Below are 23,345 nucleotides of genomic sequence, written 5' to 3'. Positions count from 1 at the left end.
ACCTGTGTAGGAAAGACCAGGATCTGCATGGAAAGCGGGCTTAGACTCAATCCACGAGGATCAATTTGGAAAATTATTGACTGGTTTTACCCGCCAAACTGTGTAGCATGCGGATGCGATGGATACGCCATCTGCCCAAAGTGTATCGATTCAGCTCTGCCGATCATCGACTCGTTTTGCAATATCTGCGGAAAACCAGTTGACGATCTACAGGATTGTTCTCTTTGCAAAAAAAGTAATTTTCAATTTACATATGCAAGGGCAGCATTTCTATATGATGGCGCAATTCGCACGGCAATTAAAAAATTAAAATATGCGCATCAATTAGGATTATCTGAATTATTTGCAAACTTCCTTATTTCTGTATACTTAAGAGAAAGATGGGAGGTCGATTTGGTTACTGCTGTTCCTCTATACAAAAAGAGGTTTGCAAGCAGAGGATTCAATCAATCGGAATGGATAGCGAAACCGTTTGCAAAAGCAATCGGAAAACCCTTTTCTTCTGGTGCAATTCAAAAAACAATTCATACAACGCCACAAGTCGGCCTCAATCAGAATGAACGGAAAAACAATCTGCGCAACGCATTCAGCGCTGAACCGGTTATCGTTCGAAATAAGAAAGTATTGATCATCGATGATGTGATGACGACAGGATCAACCTTCAATGAATGTGCCTCTGCGCTTCTGAAAGCAGGAGCATCAGAGATTTATTGTCTAAGCGTAGCGTCAACTACATTATAATTAAAGCAGTTGACACAAATAATTCTTTTCAGGAGGAACTATATGGACACAAAAGCTGTAATTTTCGGAAAAAATATGGAAGTATCAGATCGTGTCAATGATTACGTGATAAAAAAGATTAATAAAATCGAACGTTTTCTCTCAGACATCGATGACATCAGAATCGACCTTGCCTACCTGAAATCAGCCAGAAATGCCGCTGATCGCTACGTTGCCCAAATTACGATCCGCGGTAAAGGATACATTTTAAGGACTGAAGAACGTGCAGAAGATATATTTGCTGCATTTGACATTTCACTGGATAAAATGGTACGCCAAATCGACCGCTTTAAGGGAAAGAGACGAGAAGCTCGCGGGGATGGAACATCCGTCGCTGAAACAATTCCTTCGACAGAAGCCGGTGAAGCGGATGAAGATACAGAAAAAAGACCGATTATCGCGCGTCGCAAGAAATTTCATATGGTTCCGATGGATGAAATGGAAGCATTGGAACAAATGCAATTGCTTGGACATGAAGAATTCTTCGTCTTTTATAATGTGGCAACCTCGTCCGTTAATGTGTTATACAAACGGAATGACGGAACCTATGGTTTAATTGAGTCCGAAATAGCATAAGATTCTTTGATTATTCTATGCGGAGCCCTCCCTAACAGGAGGGCTCCCTTTTTTTCCCTCGTAACTGATACAGCAATTCGAAATTTGATAAAATCTTTTGCTAAAAGAGAAAATTTGATGTTCTTATGGTTTTTTGTGGTATAAAGCAATTGAAATGACTGTATCATCCCTGATGCTTTTCCTCACTATGATTGAAGGACTCGCTGTATTTTTACAGCTGATTTTTCTCCCGCCTGAATCCGGATTATCTGGGTTCATGGGATTCTCAAACACACGCCTGGCTATTCTCAGCGTCATCCTTCTCGGAAATATCGCTTCGATAACCGCTTTCATCCTTTCGATACATCTAAACACAAAAAAGATCCGCTCCGGAATTAGCAGCCTGATTCATAATGAAAAACTTTTTTTTATAATTCTGCTGACACTGTATTCAGTTTTTTTCTTTTCCATCCAAATACTGTTCCTTATCTATTCACCTGTTCGAAAATGGGATTCCTCAGTTCAGGCGCTTTCACGTCGAATTAACGGGCTGCTGTTCTGGGGAGTATTATCAGCGCTGCAGCTCTACCTTTTCTTCAGATCAAAGGTCGAGCAAAAAGTCTGGGCGAAATTGCACAGTTCGCTGTTTCCAGCAGCAATGTTTCTGATCATTCCAAATAGTATCTATGGTTTTCTCTGTTGGATTCTCGGAACCGAAAACTGGTTTTACCGAATTGAACATTTTGAATGGTATGTATTCCTGCCATTACAGATCTTTCTGTTCGGCAAAATACTGCAGCCTGTTCTTAAAAATCATCGTTTCTACACAAAACTTTGCGCCTTTTATGGATTTTTTCAGATCACACTCATTACTTTTGTAGTTTATCGAATGACTGGACAATGGGTTGGTCGCTGGAATACGCCGGCAAAATCATATTGGCACCTTTTAGCAGATGCTTTTTTTCGCGGGGAATTATTCCTGGCCGATCCGGATACGACACATGATCTGACATTTTACAATGGACATTGGTTCGTACCAAATCCTCCATTGCCGGCAATTATCATGATGCCGTTGATCAAAATCTTCGGCTTATGGACTTTTAACACGACATTATTTTCAACGTGGGTTGGAGCAATTAATACAGGACTCATTTTCCTGATTTTTAGAAAAGCTTCTCAAAAAGGTCTGATTCCTGATAACCGCTCAGGAATCCTTTGGCTCACTGTCGTTTTTGCTATCGGGACAAATCATTGGTGGCTTTCAATTCTTGGACAAATGTGGTTCGTCAGCCAGGTGTTAACCGTAACTTTTTGCGAATTGGCTGTTCTGAGTGTTTTGTCAGAAAAATCACCATTTTTGACTGGTTCCATGCTTGGGCTGGCAATTCTGGCAAGGCCTAACATTTTTGCTGTATATCCTTTTTTGCTGGGAATTTATTATTTTATTCAAAAAGGAAAGCAGAAAATTCAAAGATTGCAGCTTTTTCATTGGACATTCTCCTCAGCGGTCCCAATCGTCATCTCGGTATTTCTACTTCTGTATTACAATTTTTTGCGTTTCAACAACTGGTTTGATTTCGGATATGTCACAATTCACGGAGCCAGTTGGATCGTTTCTGCAGTAAAAGAATATGGTATGTTCCACCCCCATTTTCTAAAAACGAACCTATCGGTTATGCTGTTTCGCATTCCACAGATCAGCATTAATAGCTCCGGTATCGATTTCAATCCCGGCATTATGGGATACAGCATCTTTTTCATGACGCCACCTTTGATCTTCATTTTTCGAAACCTTCGGAAAAACTGGTGGAATGTCGGCGCCTGGATTTCAATCCTTGTTTCGCTAAGCTTGTTGCTGATGTATCATAATACTGGGGCAGAACAAATCGGATATCGATATATGATGGACTTCATCCTTCCGCTGTTTTTCCTGATGGCGCAAGGAATCGGAAAAAAGACACCATTGGTTTTTGCCATTTTAACGATCGCAGCCATTCTGATTAACGCCATATCCATTTATTGGTGGTTCCTCGGAAGGGCTCTTTGATAAAATACAAAGCAGCGATACGATATTTTCTCAATTATCTTAAAAAGTTTTTTAGATTTTAAATTACTGAATGCAAAGAGACTTTTTGAGAAAACTAAAGCCATCATCGACGCAACTACACTGAATAGGAAAAAAGCATGAAGAATACAACTCGTTCAATGAATTCATTTGAAATTTCTGTGGAAAATTTCAATGAAATTCAGATTCAAAATTTCCTTTTCCAACTGACGATATACGCTCAATGTGTCCGTTCGAATGGAAAGTTAATGAAATCTTTTCTGCAACGAGAAGGCATAGATATCCTGGATTTAAATCAAAATTCATTGAAATGGGAGCTGCATCAAACGATAAGGATCCGCACCTTGGAGAAAATTTCTCCCGATGATGATATAAAAGTGGAAATCGAAACAGAAGAAGCCGGCAGACTGGTTATTCAGAATCAATCAATCGTTCAGGAAATTCCGAAAACCAGCCATATGAGAAAGCTGTCTGATCTCTGGAAGAAAAATTTCAGCGCTGACTTTATCGCCGATGCCATGGACATTTGCGGTCAGCAGCAGGACTTTCAATTTGGGTACGCATTTCAAATCGATGAATCGGCAAAAACGATCTCCCAATGGATGGATCTTGAAACCGGAAAAATTCATGAATGGGTAATTCCAATCATCAAAGATCTTCATCCGAAAACATTGCGTTATCGCTGGAATCCTGCCAATGAAGATCCGTTACACAAGACAGCTTTTCTGAATTTTCTGCGAATCTGTTCTGAGATCGAGGCATCACCGCATATCATCATGCCGCTTGCACAGAAAGAATCCCTTAATTTGTCTGGAACGATCCAGGAAGTCCAAGAAGCCATTTCTTCCAAACCATGGTGGATTCCCCAACGAATCTGGGAAATTTCCTGTACCGGATTCGATTCGCAGACATCCACAGAGAAAATCAATCTGCTGCGTGAAACTGCAGAACGCATCAAATCAATTGATCCGGATTCCACGTTGATTTTACCCGGTTCAGATCCTATGTTTTCCGATGGCAGGCAATGGAACGAAAAGCTGTTCGAGTCGTGTAATGAATGGATGGATCAAATCGGCGTATCAAATATTTTTCCCGGACCAAAAGGCTGGGATGGGGCCGAAGATAATATCAGTTTTGACCAAGTCTGCGGTCTTTCACAGGAGTTTGAAGCATGGATCAAACGCATTTCGAATCAACTGGGAACTGTGGATCTTCACAAAACCGTACGTATTGCCATCAGTCCGTGGAGTTATTTCAAACAGCCCGCTTTACAAAAAAGTTTTTATGATAGCAGTTACGAAAAACAGGATGCTTTCTATTTTCAGAGCGTCAATAATATCATCCGAAAGCTTTCCAGCCGTCTCGGAATTGTAGAAACCGGATTCCTGTTTGGACCAATGGGTATGATTGAATCGGATCAAGGGAAGCATTGGAAGACAGTTCCCTATGTCCTTTTCAGCATGAATCGCTCACTCCAAAATTTGATTCTCAAAACAAAGACAATTCCCGGCAAAGAAATTCCTTCTTTTCGTTGGGCTGGAATTCCAGGAATTGCAGAAGAACATACGATTCCATATCTGGATGGGCTTTTTTCCCGCTCGGAAGATGGCAAAAAACTCACTGTAATTATTCTGAATCGACACCCGAGAAAAAGAGCGTTGGTTCGAGTCAATTTTATGAATTTTCCTGATATGCATCCCACTGAAGCGAAAGTGTTGCGAGCAAAAAACAGATTTTCAGTCAATACGGGTGATAATCCGGAAGCAGTTTTTTGTAAAGAAATTCCAATGAGAAACTACAAACCAATGGATCATGTCACGCTGGATATCGGTCCGATTGGCATAGCCATGATGACATTGACATCCAAGGCATAGTCAAAATTTCAACAGAACAGTATTTTAACCAGCAATTCGAATAGAAAGTCTATATTTTGGATGAGTATCATTTATCAATCCTTGTCGGAAAATGAAATAACTTGAAAGATGGACTGGTTTTCCAATAGCGTGAGAAGATTTATTATTCAAAATTTTTTACATTTCAAACAAATAATGAATAATAAAGCATACCTTACAAATTTCGAATCACTGATATCTACGGTGTGTATCAAAAGAAAATGTTACTTTGAGGGGATCGAAGAATCAAATAAAAATGTTACCCAACGACCACGAAAAATGTAGAGATGCGTAGGCATCTCTACGATAGTAAATTGGGCACATCCAGTGCTCGAGTTGCTCCCCAGCAGAGCTCTACTCCCTGGAAGTGCAGGGGCATTTTACCATAAACGATAGGGATTGGCCTAAAGCGAAAAAACCCAAGCAGCCAATTTTTATCGTTACTTTGTTTGATAAGAAGAAGTTTCGGCAAGAATACGGAGCAGATCATTGATTTCTGCAAGGATCTTGACGGGATTTGATGCAATATACAGGTTTACAAGAGAGGCCTTTTTAGGAATGGATAAGACACCAGATTGAAGGAGGATACGACGGTAAGGTGTTTTAGCAGATTCGTATTTAGGAGAAAAGACACCGGCATCTTTATCTGGTCTGGCAATGGTCTTACGTACAGGTTGGAAGAAATTATTGAACACATGGTTCAGTTGATAAATTCGCTGAATGAGTGAAAAATGGTCTGGAGTATAGAAGCGGTTGTATCCAAGCAAACGTCTGACTACGGCCCAGTTCTTTTGTTCAACATGAGCTTGATCGTTCTTCCTGTAAGGCCTTGATCGGGTGAAGATTATCTTTCTTTCCTGATTATTGCAATAATCAAAAAGGAGATGGTTGATGAACTCGGAGCCATTATCAGAATCAATACCAAGGATGGGATAAGGTAAAAGGGATTCAAGCAAAGTCATCACTTCCACAACGGCTTCCTTTGATTTGTTCCGGAGAATGAAGTTATCTGTCCAACCGGTGCATACATCGGTAGCTGTCAACGTGTAAAAGAAAGCTCCTGCTGCTGATTGCCCGCAATGAGCAACAAGGTCTATCTCCAGAAATCCAGGGCGATTATCATCCCAGTCCATCCCCGTTCGGATCGCAATCTGTTTCTTGAGTAATCCGCCGGGCTTCGTCATGGTTTTGCCTTTTCCTTGATGGTTTTTCTTGTATTCCCTCAGATTTCGATTGATCGTTGCCGAACTCATCTCGGTTAGCAGACGTTTTTCCTCAGATGTGAAGTACATTTCATTGCATCGCTCCAGTATATCTATCAGCTCGGAAATGTATGGCTGTAATCGCTGTCCGCAGATATAATTGCTGATCTCGTACAACCGTTCCAACTTTTTGATTATCTCTCGAGGATACTTCTTTTTCCGCCCAGGTCTCTTTTTGAATGTCTTTGGCCGAAGATCTGAATGCAATAAACGTATCGCCGTCTTCCTGTGGTAACCAGTGCTCTCGACAAATTCATCGAGAATTTTTCCTTTTACCCCATTGTTCGCTTTTAGATATCGGGATTGTATTTGTGTTGCTAATTCCAGCCTGCTCTTCTTACTCATTTTGTTACCCATCAGCCTTTCCTCCGCAGCTTATGGTAACAATTTATTTTGATTCTCCGATACTTCTTGGGTAACATTAATTATGATTCACGTCGTCTATGCGCATATTGTTTGCTTTTCAAAATTTTTTGTTATAATATCTTCGTTTAAAATGAATTTTCGGCATGATTCTGATTAGTAAATAGAAAATTTAAGGGAATGAGAGTTATTTATGATTGATGTAAACGAATTAAGAAAAGGTGTTACCTTCGAATTAGACGGTAACCTGTTGAAAGTATTAGACTACGAACATAACAAATCAGGACGCGGTAATGCCAGTATCCGGATTAAAGCCAGAAATCTGCGGACTGGAGCAACTTTTGAGCGCACTTTTAATTCTGGCAACCGTGTTCAGGATGTGCGTCTGGATTTCCAAAATGTACAATTCCTGTACGGCGATGGAGATTTCTTCTATTTCATGAACACCGAGACCTATGAACAGCCTGCTGTTCATGCTGAAATTATGAAAGAATCGGCACCTTTTTTGAAAGAAGGGACCGAAGTTAAACTGACTTTCTATCAAAGTGAAATCATTGATGTCGAACTGCCGATCAGCGTCGATCTGAAAGTTATCCAGGCTGATATCGCTGTCCGCGGCGATACGGCGACAGGTGTCACCAAACAGGTGACCGTGGAAACCGGAGCAAAAGTAATGGTTCCCAACTTTATATCTGAGGGCGATATCATCCGTATCAACACGAGCACCGGTGAATATCTGACGAGAGTCTGAGACTCAAACGCATCTTACAAAGATCTGATAAACAGCGGAAACGAGTTTCCGCTGTTTTTTTTATTATCAGGATTCCTCACTACAGAATTATCCTATTCACTAAGATAATGAAAAATGAAAGAAATTTATTAATAATCCTGCAATACACATGATCAAATGAATCCATTGGTATAATTCAATTAAATACGGAGGGATTATTACGTGAAACAACGAGGACAAACAAATTTTGTTTATTTACTCTTATTAGTGGGTATTATTTCACTCCTTTTATACTCATTCACAGGAGATAGAGCTTCCAGCGATAATATTTCAATCAATCAATTAGCGGATCAAATCAAGGAAGGAACTGTCGCAAAAATTGAATCCGACGGTACGAGTGTTTTAGTCCTGTTTAAAGACCGCAGAACAGCCAAATCGGTTATTGAAGGAAATGCAACCATTCTGGAGCAACTTTCGCTTTTAGGAGTCACCCCTGAAAATCTTTCTTCAAATAATATCGAATTAACAATCAAAGAGGAATCCAGTTGGTTGGGCATTTTCTCGATACTAAGCTATTTGCTTCCAGTTATTTTTCTTGTCGGAGCGATGTATTTTATTTTCCGGCAAACCCAGGGCACCAACAATTCTGCGCTGAGTTTCGGAAAATCAAGGGCAAAAATGTTTGAAGGAGACCACCCGACAGTAACATTTGCGGATGTCGCAGGTGTGGATGAATCCAAAGAAGAATTACGCGAGGTTGTCGAATTCTTAAAAGAGCCTCAGAAGTTTACCAGTCTGGGAGCAAGGATTCCGAAAGGCGTCTTGTTGGTAGGCTCACCAGGAACCGGAAAAACCTTGCTGGCAAAAGCCGTTTCAGGCGAGGCGGGCGTGCCATTCTTTTCGATCAGCGGTTCTGAATTTGTAGAAATGTTTGTGGGTGTCGGCGCCAGCCGAGTCAGAGACCTCTTTGAACAGGCTAAGAAAAACAGCCCCTGCATCATCTTCATCGACGAAATCGATGCCGTTGGGCGTCAGCGAGGTGCCGGTTTAGGTGGAAGCCATGATGAAAGAGAACAAACATTAAACCAGATGCTGGTTGAAATGGACGGGTTTGAAACCGATACGAATATTATTATTATTGCGGCTACAAACCGTCCGGATATTTTGGATCCCGCGTTGCTCCGTCCGGGACGTTTCGATCGTCAGGTTGTCCTGGATCGGCCGGATGTCGGTGGTCGGGAAGCAATCCTGAAGGTTCATTCGAAAGGGAAACCGTTAGATCCGGATGTAGATCTGACTACGTTAGCACGTGCTACATCAGGTTTTGTGGGCGCTGATTTGGAAAATCTGATGAATGAAGCAGCCATTTTAGCAGCTCGGAAGAATAAAAACAGCATCAGTAAAGCTGATTTGGAAGAAGCGGTTGAAAAAGTAGTAGCCGGACCGCAAAAGAAAAGCAGGATCCTTTCTGATAAAGAGAAAATGATCATTGCCTATCATGAAGCTGGACATGCCATGATCATGAACGTCATCCCTGAATGCGATCCCGTTCATAAAGTTACGATCATCGGCAGAGGATCTGCAGGCGGATACACAATGCACCTACCTACAGAAGATCGTGTTCTGCTATCCAAGAATCAGATTATAGCAGAGATGATCAGTCTGTTAGGCGGTCGTGCGGCAGAAGAACTGATGTTTGACGATATTACTTCAGGCGCATCCAATGACATCGAACGTGTCACCGGATTGGCACGAAGCATGGTTACGCGTCTCGGCATGAGCGAAGCAATGGGAACGATCGTGTATGGCAAGAAAGAAGAAATGATCTTCCTGGGTCGAGAAATTTCTGAACAACGCGATTACTCAGAATCAATTGCCGAGAAAATTGATGCAGAGGTAAGAAGAATTGTGGATGAATCCTATGCGAAAGCAAAATCCATTCTCAATGAATATCGCGACAAGCTGGATCTGATTGCCCAGAAACTGATCGAAGTGGAAACACTATCCAGAGAAGAATTCGAAGCCCTTTTCCCGCCTCCAAACGGAAAAAGATCCTCCACACCCAATTACTTATCTGAACCTGTCAAAAATTAAGTAACAAAAAAACAAAAACCGCCTGAATTAACACAGGCGGTTTTCATTTTCTTACGACAGGAGATTGCTCCGCCATTAAGAGACTCTCACAACAATCTGTCATTGCGAGAAGGGCATAAGCCCGATGAAGCAATTTTTTCTCAAGTTACAGGAGATTGCTCCGCCACTATCGGGCTTGCAATGATAAAATTCGTCACAAATATGAATTTGATCAAAAAAATTCTGGAGAAAATCGGGGATTTTTTTTCATTTTTCGTATTGCCAATTACCGATCAATAATTCACAATTTTCGTAATAATTGTCTGCCTAATGTATAATTCCGAACCATATAGAGATAAAAAACACATTGGAGCAATCCTTTCCAAAAACACTGGTAAAGCTGTGCCCCTGTAAATTATTTATGTTTATTACGAGAGAATGACTGGATTTAATGGAATGAAGAACAATAATCATCGAAAAACAAGATGGATCTTTTTAAGTTCGCTTTTAATCATCATAACAGTAGTAGCCTTTTTCCCTCAAGTAACCAATGCACTGTTTGACGAACAGGAGGCATATTCATATCTTGAAAAACAATTATCTTTTGGTCCCAGAACCCCCGGCAGTAAAGGCCATGACGACTTCATTGCCTGGTCAACAGACGAATTTTCCAAAATGGGATGGACTGTCAGCTTTCAGAAAGGCACATATCGGGATCATCCAATCACAAATATCATTGCTTCACGGAATGATGATAAAGAGGATCTTCCCTGGATTTTATTAGGCGCCCATTATGATACGCGTTTATTAGCCGATTCGGATCCGGAAATAAAAAATCAATCCGAACCCGTGTTAGGAGCAAATGACGGAGCATCCGGCGTTTCGGTCTTGCTCGCATTGGCTTCTGCATTGCCCGAAGATTTAAATAAGAGAATATGGATTGTGCTCTTTGATGCAGAAGACCAGGGAAGAATTCAGGGATGGGATCACTGGTGTATCGGTTCAACACTGTTGGCGCAACATTTTGAAAAGGAAGAAAAGAAACCAGATGCGGTTGTTGTCGTAGATATGATTGGCGATCAAGATCTGCAAATTTTCCGGGAAAGCAATTCGACGACGTCCTTAACAGATGAAATTTGGAAAATCGCTGAAGAGGAAGGATACGGAAATATTCTTAAGAATGAAGAGAAATATAGTATCCAGGATGATCACATTCCATTTATCAACATCGGCATTCCTGCTGTAGATTTAATTGATTTTCAATATGATGCCTGGCACACGATATCCGATGATATCAGTCAGATCTCCGAAAAAAGTTTAGCAATTGTCGGAAATGTTCTTTATAGCTGGCTTACTAAGCAATAATGATTGAATACAAGCTCCTGCAGCGAATGATCCTGTGAATAAGGACAGGGACATCCGAAAGAGAGAAAACAAAAAATGTCAATGAATTATTCTGAAAAGCAGAAACGGATTTTCAATTCCGTAAGAAACTCTTTGACTGAATTATTATCAGCCGCATCTCAGATAAATATTTCAACCGATCAGATTCATCCGATTAAAGAGACACTAAAAGCGCTTGAAGATAAATTCCTCATTGTCGTCGTCGGTGAATTCAACGCAGGCAAATCATCTTTTGTCAATGTACTGTTGAATACAGAATTGTTGGAAGAAGGAGTTACTCCAACGACAGCGAATATCCAGCTTATCCGATATGGAGAGAATACGCAGGTTTCATTAATTGAAGATTGGGGCGTATCCATCCAAATGCCTTCTCCTTTATTGGATTCAATCAGTTTTGTGGATACACCGGGCACGAATACAATCATCGCAGAGCATGAAATCCTGACCAATTGGTTTCTCCCCAAAGCGGATTTAGTCATTTTCCTTTCATCCGCAGATCGTCCCTATTCGGAAAGTGAAAACAAATTTTTACTGAATATCAAAGAATGGGGCAAGAAAATCATCATCGTGCTCAATAAAATCGATTTGATACAGACACAGCAAGAAATTGAACGTGTGATTAATTTCGTCAAAGAGAATGCAGATAAACAATTAAAATGCGATGTGCCTGTTTTTGCCGTCAGTTCGAAAATTGCCAAACAAGCCCGAAAAGAAGCCTCTGAAGGTTTATGGAATCAAAGCGGATTCAGCCTTCTGGAAAAATACATCCAGGAAAAATTAGATGAGTCAGTCCGATTCCAATTGAAAATGGATTCATCGCTGCGGATCGGCGAACGCCTGGCAAAGCAATGTCTGAATCTATTGACGGGTGAACTTATGTTTTATCAGGAAGACCAGGAACTCGCCAACTCAATACAAAGTCAGGTTCAGATTTATCAAAAAGATATGCAAAATGAAATTGATCGATCGATTAAGGAAATTGATTCTATCTTTTTTGAAATCGAAAAACAGGGAGCTATTTACTTCGAAAATCTTTTTCGCGCAAAAAATATTCCCAATATCATGAAGAAAGAAAAAAATCAAATTGCCTTTCAAGAACAGGTACTCAAAAATCTACCGACAGAGATTGAACGAAAAACAACTGATATCGTAGAAATGATTTACACACAACAACAGCAAATGACACAATCATTTCGAAAACAGATTGAAACACGCAAGACGCAATTCCCGGGCACAGAAATATCAACGCGAGAGCAAATAGAGAGGTCATCGCTTCTTCAAAAAATGCAGGCTTCCATTGATGAAATGTTGGAAAAGATGGAACATGATATGGCAGCCAACATCGGAATGAAACATATCCAAACTGCTGTCACCACTGCATTGGCAATTGAAGTTTCAGCAATTGGAGTTGGCGCTGCTTTAACGATAATCGCTACGACCGTAGCGGCAGACATTTTAAGTATCGTTGCCGCATTCTGGATTGGAATTGCCGGTTTTCTGGTTTTGCCCTATTATCGAAAAAAATCGCAAAAAGAATTTGAAAATCAGATGACAGAGATCAAATTACGTCTGACAGATTCATTAACCAAAGAATTTAGACTGGAGATCGATTCCCAGGTGGATCATTTGAATCAAGCGATCCAACCATTCCAACGTTTTATTCAAAGCGCCATGAATCGAGTTCAAGCGCAAATCCAGCAGATTACAGCCATCATGAACCAGATATCAGAAATTGATAAAGATTTATAACCGATAAAAAATCAGGGAATACGATCAAGTATCCAGCAATTCGTAATATCGACTTGTTATTCGCTTGAATTGGGAAAAAATGTTGTTACAACCAACAAATTTTCTACACTGCAATTGCTTCCGTTTTTCCATCTTTTTTATTCATCTTCGCAAAAAACAGTCCAACATATATCGTCTGCAGCATCGAAATTGACAGACGGAAGCGCGGATACGTTCCAAACCCGTTGGGTCCGGCGTGAATCAATAGAAAATAGATCATGAAACAAAGCAGCATCAGATTGATCTGTAGGGGAATTCCTGAAGAAAAGGAACGTTGAATTCCCCAAAAAGTAAACACAAGAATAGTCACTAAAAGAAAACCATTTAATAACGTCAAGATGCTGAATGGGTTTGAAAGAAAATTACGAATTTGTTCTGCCTGACTGAAATCGGATAAAAATTCGGATTTCATATTGGCAATATAATTTCGGAATGATGGATAGATTTGAGCAATATCAAAAAGTCCGGGATAAAACAATATATAACCGGCTCCTTTCAGATTCAAATACAGGTATGTTGGCAAGTTCTCAGAAATTACTTCAAAAGCAATCTTCCGCTGTGCTTCCTGTAAAGACATTGTCCGTGTCAATTCTTGAACCTTCGGATCATTTTTCAGGTTTTCCTGCTCCTGATAGAATGAAGTTCCATTTTTTTCTGCAAAAATGCCGGCTGCATGATATGAATATAAATTTTCTTCCTGAATGGCTGAAAAGCCTGAATATCCAGCTGCCTGTTCATTTCGAAGCTGCCATAGAAATTCAGGAATAAACCCTATGGAAAGAAAGAGAATTGCAATAGCCAGCGCTTTTACGCTCATTTTTTGCTGTACATAATAAAAAAATATGAGAAACGCAAGAAGTAACGGAAGATACAATCCGGCTGGACGTATGAACGTTCCTGTTGAAAGCAATGCCGCTGCTAATAGCAGATACACTGTTTGTTGCTTCTGAAAAAAACGAATCAGGAAAAAGACAGCAATGATAAGGATTGATTGAGCAATCGAATCAGACAAAATGAAAAAGCAAAAATAGACATCATGCAGATTGAACGCAGCGATCAAGCTTCCAAAAAAGGAAGCTTTCGAATTGCGGCTAAGTGCCCAAATGATTTCATAGAGAACAACCACCGAAACCGTATTCAGCAACAGCTGTAAGATGATGGCTGCCCAAATCCAATTCTTAGCAGATATTAATTTGCAGAACGCCAGAAAGAGGGGGTATCCCGGTGTTCTGAAAATTTCCGGCTGCTGCTGTTGATTGAGAAATTTCCCCTGGTTCAGAATTGAATCGGCAGGGATTGCATACGTCACCGAATCGGGATAATGATGCAGTGAAAAATCATCTGAAAATCCTGCACGAAGAAAGATAACAAAAAACATAAAACGGATTAGAATTGATAATAGTACCGTTAAAATCAGATAACAATCATTTCGGCGCGAGCAAAAAATAACTTTCATTCAATTAACTCATAAACATGTTGCTGCAGTTTATTCAAATACAGCAATTCGAAATGTAGAGAGTTTTTTGTTATTGTATTGTTTTTTTGCAGAGCACAAAAACGAATGAATAACAAATTTTCTGACTTTTTTCAAAAGAGTTTCCGAAATTTCGAATTACTGATTACTGATTCAGCAAACCATCGTTATAAAAATTAAGGATAAAATACTTCAAGAAAGGATTATATCCTGATTGCCAGCAACAATTCGCAATATGGTTAGGATTCTTTGTTGTTGTGATGTTGTTGTGCGAAACACAACAACATCACAACAACAAATTTTCTCGATTGATTCGAATAGAAAATCATTATTACGAATTCCTGGATTGTCAGTTATTCCTGAAAATGTAAGCGATGCGAGAATTGGACTGATTTTTTGAATACAGTGAGAGAAATCGTTTTCATTTTTGCAAATTTAAAACCATCGAATTCAAAATTCGTTTTCAAATCATTATGAACAGACTGCAGGTATTCTATTGACCGCTATTGATGAAATTAAAAACAATATCGATATCGTCGATATTGTCTCTGAAACAGTAAAACTGCGAAGAACCGGTAAAAACTTTATCGGCTTCTGCCCGTTTCACAGCAATACACACACTCCCGCATTTGTTGTTTTCCCAGATTCAGGAACATGGAGATGTTTCGGTCAGTGTGCAGAAGGCGGTGACATATTCAGCTATATCATGAAACGGGACAATCTTGACTTTCAACAGGCATTGCAGTATTTAGCCAAACGTGCCGGAATTCAGCTTGAATCAACGGTACCTGAAGATAAAACGAAAAAAGAATCACAGAAACACTTGACTCAGCTGATGGAAGATGCTGTTTCTTTCTTCCAGAATAACCTGCTGCACCACCCGGCGGGAAAACCAGCAATTGATTATCTGAAGAACCGCGGTTTAACTGCTGAGACTATAGAATCTTTTCAACTGGGTTACGCGCTGGAGTCCTGGGACAGTATGATCCAAAATATGTTGTCAAAAGGATATAACCGGGATGATTTAATTCAGGTCGGATTGGTCAGCGAACAACGCGATGAAAAAGGTGATGTCATCCAGGGCGGCCGGATCTATGATCGTTTTCGAAACAGGATCATGATACCGATCAATGATTCGCAGGGCAATCCAATCGGTTTTGGAGCACGTATCTTAAATCCGAATGATTCTCCAAAATTTTTAAATTCTCCGCAAACAGTCCTGTTTGATAAAGGAAAGACACTGTTTGGTTTGGATCGCGCAAAAAGATCAATACGAGAAAAAAATCAGGCGGTCATTGTTGAAGGCTATTTAGACGTGATTCTCCTCCACCAGGCAGGTTTTACCAACACAATATCTCCGATGGGAACAGCGCTTGGCGAATTCCAAATTAAACAAATTGCCCGTCAATCACGCCAGATTATCCTTGCCCTGGATGCAGATGCAGCAGGAGATCAGGCAACCCTGAAAGGGATTGAATTGATGCGGACATCTTTAAAAGGGACCGAAGAAGATATCCTCGCCGAAAGCAAGGATCTAATTCGGCATGAGAACAAACTGAATACCGATATTCGCATCACAAGGCTTCCTGCAGGTATGGATCCGGATGAAATCGTTCTACGCAATCCCGATGAGTGGGATCAGATTCTGAATGATGCCAAGCCTATCGTGATCTACATGATGGAATCTCTTGGCGAGGGGAAAAATCTCAATGATGGAAAAGTCAAAAGTGACATCGCTGACCAGATTTTACCCTTGATTTTTGAAGTTCCTGACGCTATTGAGAGAGAGACATATCGCCAGCAACTTGCCCGATTCTTAAAGATTGATGAAAGCCTGCTGAGATATTCACGAGCAAGCTACGCAAAAAATAAGGCAGAAAAAACAAAAGCTGTTTTTCCCGATAAACCCAAACTTGGTACGAAATCTGAACTGATTTTTGATCCAAAAGCAGGTTTTTATAATAAAGAAATTACAATTATGCAATACCTTTACCATTTTTATGATTCTCCGGGTTCTTTTGCCAAGATTGATCGAATTTTTCGTGAATATCACTTGAAACCGCTCCAAAAGGAAGATTTTGAACAGACTGACTTGCGCGAAATTGTTTCCTGTTATTTTTATGGCATCAATCAGGATGAAGAATTAAGTACTCAAAAATATATACGGGAACATATTCCTGAAACAGTTAAAGATACATTTGCTGTTATTGAACATCCCAATTTTCACGGTGGAGTAAATCTCGCCGAATTGGATAAAGATATTGCGCGTTCCATCGCTTTTTTACGAAACGAAAAATGTGTGTTTAACATCATTGAAATCCAAACACTTTGCCTTGACAGCGGAAAACCTGAAAATGAGTTATCGGAATACCAAATAATTTTAGATCAATTGAAAAGAGAGCGAAGTTGTTTGGAAAAGTTATTGGATAGTCTGAATCCAAAATATAGACAGGGGGAATATGGCAAAAAAGAATAAAAAAGAAAATTCTGATTATGATGATTTTTTAACTGATGAGAAATCAATCGCACAAGATTTCGATTCAGAGGATATTTTGCCCTTTGATTTCAACGAAAAAGATGAAGAGGAAATCCTGTCCGGTTTTTCTGACGAGGAAACCAGCGAAGGACAAGCCAGTTATGAGGATCCGGTTCGCCTATATTTGAAGGAAATCGGATTGATTGATCTGCTGGACACAGATAGTGAATTCCGCTTGGCAACCTGTATTGAAGCGGATCGTTGCCTGGATAAGCATGAAAACTCACTGAAAGAAATTCCAGAAAATGTTTATTTTAAAAAATTATTCGAGTGTATCTGCAAAGATTTGATAAAAAACTGGAAAGAATACAGAGAACAGATAAAAATATATGGTTCAAATCAGAAAGAACCGGATTTTCCAAAATTGATTAAAGAAGCGCAACAACTGTGCAGAACCTGGAAAATTGATACTCCATCCTATTTACGGGCGTATCTGGACAACGGTGTCTGGGGATCAGATCAGAAATGGGGCGCCGTTGTAAGGCCATTATATGCTGCCTTTTTGGATTTTTATCTGCTGCCTGAAATGATGCAGGATTCCCTGGTTGAAATGATAAAAACAAAAAAAAATAAGCTTTCCTCCTCAAAAGATCTGATTTCTTTAATTCCAAGTGAAATTGACCTTGCAGCGCAGATCAATAGAGTTCAGATTCAGGCTGAAGTTGCCAACCAGGTGCTAATCAGAGCAAATCTGCGGTTAGTCGTAAGTATTGCAAAACATTATATGGGACGGGGAATCTCGTTTTTGGATCTTATTCAAGAAGGTAATATAGGCCTTTTAAGAGCTGTCAATAAATTCGATCCACGCCGCGGTTTCAAATTCAGCACATATTCGACCTGGTGGATCCGCCAGGCTATCAGCCGCTATATTGCTGAACAAGCGAGATTAATACGGATTCCGGCGCATATGTTTGATTCCGTGTCAAAATTGTTGAAAATCCAGCGAAATATGGTGCAAAAATTAGGCAGAAATCCGCTTTTGGAAGAATTGGCAATAGAAGCGCAGTTCATCGATGCAAATGATGTCCGGGAACTTGCGAAGCTTCAAGAGAATAATCTGCCCCGAGATCCTGAATTGCAAAAAAGGGTTTCTGCTGCCATTATCAAGGTTCAAAAACTTCTTCAGTCCGCAGAAGAGCCAATTTCATTGGAACATCCAGTAGGTGATGAAGAAAGCGGTCAATTGGGAGATTTTATTGAAGATGAAGATGCACTGGGACCCATGGACGCAGCTTCTCGTGAATTATTGCGGGATCAAGTTCAAAAAACACTGGATATACTTACCGAACGAGAACGTCAGGTGCTCGAATTACGATTCGGATTGACGGATGGCGAGGAAAGGACACTGGAAGAAGTCAGCAAGATGTTTGACATAACACGGGAACGGGTACGACAGATTGAAGCGAAAGCACTTCGAAAACTGCGTCATCCGATGCGCAGCAGACTTCTTCGGGAGTATTTTTCATAAATGGATGATTATTATCAAAATTTTCATAGAATTATCGGCAGTTTTCCGATAGTCGAATTTTCAGCTTTGCTTTGTCTGACCGATCCGCAAGGGAATCTGTTACTGATTCAAGAGGAAAGCGACAGATATTGGAGACTTCCGGGAGGAAAAATTTTGCCCGGAGAAAGTTCAATGAACTGTCTGCGGCGCTCAGTTTTCAATAAAATCGGCATTTATTTGGAGAGCGCTGTATTTCTAAGATTATTTTCTGGTAAAAACCTGAACTTTGTCTCTGATGATAATGCAAATATATCAGCCGTCATGGCGATGTATCTTCCCAAAAGGGTGCGCGGTGTTTTAAAAAAGAATTTAAAACGGGAAATGCGTTTTTTTGCAACCTGGAATATTCCAGAAAGTAGAATTTATCCCCCTATGAAAGAACCTATTCAATTTTTCATAGAAAACTTTCCAGGAGGAATTCCTTTAAAACCGTTAGATTTCGATAGCTTTTCGGAAGAATCTTAAATATTTTCTTAAATCAAACCCCGGATTCTTGTCTTTCAATGATCAACATTGCCAAATCTTCGATCGTATCAAAAGTATCGGAATTCAATTCATAATCATCAATATGAACACCGAAAATTTCTTCCACCATCAGCGCCAAATCGACCAGATTGAATGAATCAATTAACCCGCTTGAGATTAACGGTTCATCAAATTGCAGTGATCGTTTTGGCTGCCGGATGATTTCATTTTTTATCTTTTCAGTGAGAATTTCAATGGTTTGGTTCATTATTTCCTTTCAATTTATTGAAATGTCTTTAATTATTTTTCGTACTTTATCAAGCAATTGCATTGCAGTCAGATTCCGATAAGTCCAGGCATATTGAAAAGACTCGGGATCTGAAAAATCTTCTTTATAAAACGTCAGATGAATTCCATCTTCAACCAGCCCATGATTGGGGATTTCCTGTATGGCAGCCCAAAAATTCCAAAGGGGAATATCGTATTCTGCAGCAAGGTCTGCAATATCCTGATTGATGGAAAAATCCTTTTCGACATTATCTGCTTTGGTCATCAAGATCGGAAGCCTGCCTTGTTCAATAGTCAGATCAATAATCGCACGGAGATTATCTTTAAAGGAGGGCGGATTATACCCATCATTCGTACCAAGAGAAATTAATACAAAAGCAGGATTATTGATTCGATATTCGCAGGTGATCGGAACCTCTCCAGTTTCACAAATCGAATAATCCGTCCAATAGTTTGACAAAACGGAGGCAGCAGAAAAACCCGGTTTTGCCGCCAGGCTGCGCCGTCCAAAAGATCCTCGGAAAAAATCGATTACCGGTCGAAATTGGTCTGCATATTCGCCCAGATTATAATAACGCTCATCCAAATCGTAATTGCTGAGATACCAGTCTGTACTGGTATCACAGTCACCAACTTTGGAAAAAGCATTCGGATTGTTTCCTCTACGCAGTCCATCTGCTAAAATGCGTTTGGCTGTATCGGATAATTCAGGAATGATCGGGAGATTTTGCCAGGTCCTGCCATAATCGGATGGTTTCGGATCGGCAGCAGTCTGATAATACGAAAAACTTGACAGAAGGAGACAAATACATATCAGAATAAGAGAATTGTATAAATGATGGGGTTTGGGTTTTTTCATGATTCGTAAATCAATTAAATATGCTTTCCATAGCATCTGACAATAACTTTGCTAATTTTTCAGCACCATTTGCATCATAGTGTATGGCGCTATTTGTAAAATCAGATGTCGGTAAAACATTCCACACATCGAGGACAGGCCAGTGATTTGATCTACAGGTTTCCAACAAAGATTCACGCCATACGTCATATGCCTGCCGCGGATAATAGAAATTATAGCGGATTTCTGAATTTTTTCCATGACTAATTAATATTGGTTCATTCATGATTAAGATTGGTATCTGCCCTGCCAGATGGTGGGCTGCAGTCAAAAGATCCCATGCCATCTTCTCGTCAGGATAAGGACCTTCGACACCATGAAACGTTGAGTCCGCATCAAGATCCGTCTTTGGTTTTGGATAATCGGATGGGTAATCCTGATCAATTCCTGTCGCTGCCCACATAAATCCGTAAAGCTGCAGACGGATCAGATCTGCCAGGTCATGCCGCTGCCCTAACAATGTCCTGGAATAAAAAGACTGTGAGGTAGTTGATGGAAGCCAGGGAGCTGACAGATTGCTTTTCTGCGCCACATAGAGAAATTCAGGCAGATTATTGTTAACCAATGGAGTTGACAGTTGTTTGTCATAGGGGAAGGATTCCATCGTCAATGACCAGACAATCAGATCAGGTTGATACTGCAAACCACGATTAAGAATTAACAAATCTTTAGATAAAGCCAATGTCGGATACGCAAGATTGAAAGTTTGAAGTTTCCTTTTTTTACCGTTGATCATCATTTCCTGCTGATCCAATCGTCCGGCAAGGGTCTCTTCCGGTTTCAACAAAGTTCCCCATAAAGATGAATCACCGATAAACAGAATTCGAAAATCATCATCTTGTTTTTCTGCACGATGCAGCTTATGGGAAGCAAACATCGCATCCAGGTTGTTCAGGCTGAAATTATAGGCAATCCGCGGATTTTCACCAAAAGGCAGCCTTTCTCTGCCTGGATAAATCCTGTTATAAAGGCTGATTTTTCCAAGCCATTGAACTGGCTGAATCAGCGAATATAGTGCCAGGAGAATCAAAAGAAAGAGCAGAGATTTCCAAAAAATACGGAAAATTTTTTCCATAACGACCTTCTAAAATAATCGGCTGAAAAATTGTAAGGCATCACCGGTGCTTGGAATAACAAACCATATCCAGCCTGCCATGACGAAAAAAATGGTGACGGTCGTTGAGAGGATGGTATAAGCGTGATACAGCAAGCGTTTGTGTTCCTGCAATTCTGTAATCAAGTTTTTCGTAATCTGGTAATATTGCTGGTGGAAAAACAATCCGAAGCCATGCCAGGCTCCCCAAATCAGAAAATTCACTGTCACGCCATGCCATAAACCGATTATGAGCATCGTTGTCATTTGCGTCACAAGAATAATCAGCCACGGCGGCAATGGATGTGCTTTATTCGATCGCATCTTTCGTGTCATAGGATTAAAAACATAGGAGCGAATCCATTGTGTCAGGGTCATATGCCAGTTATTCCAAAATTTAGAAATATCCGGTTTTAAGTAGGGATGTTGAAAATTCTCAGGAAGATGAATTCCAATCAATCGACCTAATCCGATGGCAATATCAGAATATCCTGAAAAATCGAAATAAATCTGGAGTCCGTAAAAGAACAATGCGCACCATGCCCAGAATGGATGAATCCACAGATGTGAGTTCTGAGAAGACAAAGCGACAATGGAAAGAGAATCGGCGAGTATGAATTTTTTAAATAATCCCACAGAAATCCGTTCAAACGCTGCCATAAAATCGCCGGACAATTCGCCGGAAACAGCATTGAGATCTTTAGAAAACCGGTCATAGCGATCAATCGGTCCGGCTGAAAGTGCGGGTGGGAAACAGACATAAATCAAAAAATCCCCGAGAGGCATTGAAAACTTCCGTCCGTTTCTTGTATCGATCAGTACCGCAAGAAGGCGAAAAACAAGATAAGATATGCCAAGCCAGCGCACATCGGAAATCGCAGCGTTTTCTGCAGATTGTCCGGAAATCATCCGAAGAAAGCGGCTGATATCCAGTGTCAAGGATGGAGTTTTTAATAGAATCAACAGAAAAATCAGGAAAACAATTCCTGAAGTAAGTATGATTTTCTGATTTCGAAATCGCAGAAATCTTGCCAGACACAATAAAAGTAAAAATATCAGGAGACCGATAAGAAATAACTGGATCTGCGGCGGTCTGGTTTTTGTTAAGAAATTCGAAATATCCAACAATCGTGTTAATTCGACACTTGCTATCGCACCAAGAATGACCAAAAGATCTGTAAAATCTCCTTTTTGTTTGCTTCGGGAGCATAGTTGCCAGCAAAGGATAGTTACAGATAGGGAAAGAAATGGGAACCAGAAATCAAAATTCCGAATCGGAACAGCCGGTTGGAGTTTAAATATAAAAAGAACAGTAAAAAACAAAAATAATTTGCGCTGCATTTTTCGCGGCAGTACACGCAAAAGTATCAAGCCAATAGCTAAGATCAGAATGTCGGAAAGCAGCATTTAGAACCCCTGATAAATCCATTGCGGTGCCTCATCTACCGTAAAGATGATTAATCCAATGATTAACAATGCCAGCAGCAATGCAGCCAAGTTTTCACGTGAAAAAAGAGATTTCATCCGGTTTATTAATACCCGCAAAGACGCCATTCGCCTTGTTCTTTGACAACAGTGTGAATTCTTCCATCCAATGGGAAATCAGTAATTTCATTGCCATATGAAGCCGCAATTTTTCCGGTACAAATTACAGAAGCCGTATCGCCGTTGGTTTCTTTTACAGAACAAGTGACATTAGAAAGTTCAGCTTTTACCCCCATAAATGCATCAATTTCACGCAATGCGGTTTTTTCCCATGCTGCACAAGCAATTGTGCCCACTTGATCTCTCTCCTGATTGACGATCGCATGATAAAACGACTCTACAACTTTGGCAGCTCCGGATTCCTTTGAGGATGCGTTACAGGCGCTGCAAATGAGTATTACCAAACAGAAAAGTATTACGATTCGAAGTTGCTTCATATCTTTGTTTACTCCAGAGTAATTATAAATGCCTAAAGATTCGAAAAATGGAAGCTTATTCAGCAATTCCTATAAAATAGAATTCAATTTTCATGATCGGATGTGTAATTTCTTTCATCTGCTGTTCAAAATGTGGATTGATTTTTCGAATTAAGAAAGAGAATTTGGCGCTTCTCGAAAAATCAACCGAAATGTCGAATTATTGTTTCCCATTATAAAACAGATTACTTCAAATTATTCGCCTACAAAT

At 40.1% G+C, this 23,345-nt stretch carries 19 protein-coding genes; 11 read left to right on the top strand and 8 right to left on the bottom strand.

Annotation, left to right across the window (positions count from 1 at the left end):
* Nucleotides 1–27 precede the first annotated feature (27 nt).
* The 4 genes from ATC1_RS04450 (at nt 28) to ATC1_RS04435 (ending at nt 5,274) form a co-directional block, all read left to right on the top strand.
* Nucleotides 28–741, top strand: a complete 714-nt coding sequence (locus tag ATC1_RS04450) for a ComF family protein (protein ID WP_062278758.1) — start codon at nt 28–30, stop codon at nt 739–741.
* 42 nt (nt 742–783) lie between these two features.
* Nucleotides 784–1,356 (top strand): ribosome hibernation-promoting factor, HPF/YfiA family, encoded by a 573-nt coding sequence (hpf, locus tag ATC1_RS04445; RefSeq protein ID WP_062278757.1) that lies wholly within the window; start codon nt 784–786, stop codon nt 1,354–1,356.
* A 154-nt stretch (nt 1,357–1,510) separates the two neighbouring features.
* The gene (locus ATC1_RS04440) at nt 1,511–3,382 is read left to right on the top strand and encodes a hypothetical protein (RefSeq protein ID WP_152024223.1); all 1,872 of its coding nucleotides are present in this window, start codon (nt 1,511–1,513) and stop codon (nt 3,380–3,382) included.
* Between the two features lie 137 nt (nt 3,383–3,519).
* The gene (locus ATC1_RS04435; RefSeq protein ID WP_062278753.1) at nt 3,520–5,274 is read left to right on the top strand and encodes a hypothetical protein; all 1,755 of its coding nucleotides are present in this window, start codon (nt 3,520–3,522) and stop codon (nt 5,272–5,274) included.
* Between the two features lie 458 nt (nt 5,275–5,732).
* On the opposite strand, the gene ATC1_RS04430 is transcribed toward ATC1_RS04435, so the two are convergent.
* A complete protein-coding gene (locus ATC1_RS04430) occupies nt 5,733–6,911 on the bottom strand; it encodes an integrase catalytic domain-containing protein (protein WP_062278751.1) in 1,179 nt (392 codons plus the stop codon).
* Nucleotides 6,912–7,110: 199 nt separating this feature from the next.
* On the opposite strand from ATC1_RS04430, the gene efp reads away from it, so the two are divergent.
* The 4 genes from efp to ATC1_RS04410 all read left to right on the top strand — a co-directional run bounded on the left by efp (nt 7,111) and on the right by ATC1_RS04410 (nt 12,873).
* Nucleotides 7,111–7,668, top strand: coding sequence for an elongation factor P (gene efp, locus ATC1_RS04425; protein WP_062278749.1), 558 nt, complete (start codon nt 7,111–7,113; stop codon nt 7,666–7,668).
* 201 nt (nt 7,669–7,869) lie between these two features.
* A complete protein-coding gene (ftsH, locus tag ATC1_RS04420) occupies nt 7,870–9,741 on the top strand; it encodes an ATP-dependent zinc metalloprotease FtsH (RefSeq protein WP_062278747.1) in 1,872 nt (623 codons plus the stop codon).
* Nucleotides 9,742–10,176: 435 nt separating this feature from the next.
* Entirely contained in the window at nt 10,177–11,085 is a 909-nt protein-coding gene (locus ATC1_RS04415; protein ID WP_172667712.1) for a M28 family peptidase, read from the top strand.
* Nucleotides 11,086–11,217: 132 nt separating this feature from the next.
* Nucleotides 11,218–12,873, top strand: a complete 1,656-nt coding sequence (locus tag ATC1_RS04410; protein WP_172667711.1) for a dynamin family protein — start codon at nt 11,218–11,220, stop codon at nt 12,871–12,873.
* Between the two features lie 103 nt (nt 12,874–12,976).
* Here the strand turns inward: ATC1_RS04410 and ATC1_RS04405 are convergent, their stop codons facing one another.
* On the bottom strand, nt 12,977–14,368 hold the full coding sequence (locus ATC1_RS04405) for a glycosyltransferase family 39 protein (protein ID WP_062278741.1): 1,392 nt from the start codon (nt 14,366–14,368) through the stop codon (nt 12,977–12,979).
* Nucleotides 14,369–14,882: 514 nt separating this feature from the next.
* Here ATC1_RS04405 and dnaG point away from each other — a divergent pair.
* From dnaG to ATC1_RS04390, 3 genes are read left to right on the top strand one after another with little or no spacing between them, the layout of a single operon-like run.
* On the top strand, nt 14,883–16,862 hold the full coding sequence (gene dnaG / locus ATC1_RS04400; RefSeq protein ID WP_062278739.1) for a DNA primase: 1,980 nt from the start codon (nt 14,883–14,885) through the stop codon (nt 16,860–16,862).
* Nucleotides 16,846–18,390, top strand: coding sequence for an RNA polymerase sigma factor RpoD/SigA (locus ATC1_RS04395; RefSeq protein ID WP_062278737.1), 1,545 nt, complete (start codon nt 16,846–16,848; stop codon nt 18,388–18,390). Before dnaG ends, ATC1_RS04395 begins: the two co-directional genes overlap by 17 nt.
* Nucleotides 18,391–18,894 (top strand): NUDIX domain-containing protein, encoded by a 504-nt coding sequence (locus ATC1_RS04390; RefSeq protein ID WP_062278735.1) that lies wholly within the window; start codon nt 18,391–18,393, stop codon nt 18,892–18,894.
* 13 nt (nt 18,895–18,907) lie between these two features.
* On the opposite strand, the gene ATC1_RS04385 is transcribed toward ATC1_RS04390, so the two are convergent.
* Genes ATC1_RS04385 through ATC1_RS04365 form a run of 6 tightly spaced genes read right to left on the bottom strand, consistent with a single transcriptional unit; the run spans nt 18,908 to nt 23,095 of the window.
* Nucleotides 18,908–19,162, bottom strand: coding sequence for a phosphopantetheine-binding protein (locus ATC1_RS04385; protein WP_062278733.1), 255 nt, complete (start codon nt 19,160–19,162; stop codon nt 18,908–18,910).
* Between the two features lie 9 nt (nt 19,163–19,171).
* A complete protein-coding gene (locus ATC1_RS04380) occupies nt 19,172–20,041 on the bottom strand; it encodes an SGNH/GDSL hydrolase family protein (RefSeq protein ID WP_152024221.1) in 870 nt (289 codons plus the stop codon).
* Nucleotides 20,042–20,051: 10 nt separating this feature from the next.
* On the bottom strand, nt 20,052–21,155 hold the full coding sequence (locus ATC1_RS04375) for a hypothetical protein (RefSeq protein ID WP_062278729.1): 1,104 nt from the start codon (nt 21,153–21,155) through the stop codon (nt 20,052–20,054).
* 9 nt (nt 21,156–21,164) lie between these two features.
* Nucleotides 21,165–22,580, bottom strand: coding sequence for an MBOAT family O-acyltransferase (locus ATC1_RS04370; protein WP_062278728.1), 1,416 nt, complete (start codon nt 22,578–22,580; stop codon nt 21,165–21,167).
* Nucleotides 22,581–22,727, bottom strand: a complete 147-nt coding sequence (locus ATC1_RS14800; RefSeq protein WP_154664736.1) for a hypothetical protein — start codon at nt 22,725–22,727, stop codon at nt 22,581–22,583. It abuts the gene before it with no gap.
* Nucleotides 22,706–23,095: a nuclear transport factor 2 family protein gene (locus ATC1_RS04365; protein ID WP_062278727.1), complete on the bottom strand. Its 390-nt coding sequence runs from the start codon at nt 23,093–23,095 to the stop codon at nt 22,706–22,708. Before ATC1_RS04365 ends, ATC1_RS14800 begins: the two co-directional genes overlap by 22 nt.
* Nucleotides 23,096–23,345 lie beyond the last annotated feature (250 nt).

Origin of the sequence: Flexilinea flocculi, assembly GCF_001192795.1 — a bacterium.
Taxonomy (GTDB): Bacteria; Chloroflexota; Anaerolineae; order Anaerolineales; family Anaerolineaceae; genus Flexilinea; species Flexilinea flocculi.
This window is presented reverse-complemented; position numbering and strand designations above follow the sequence as displayed.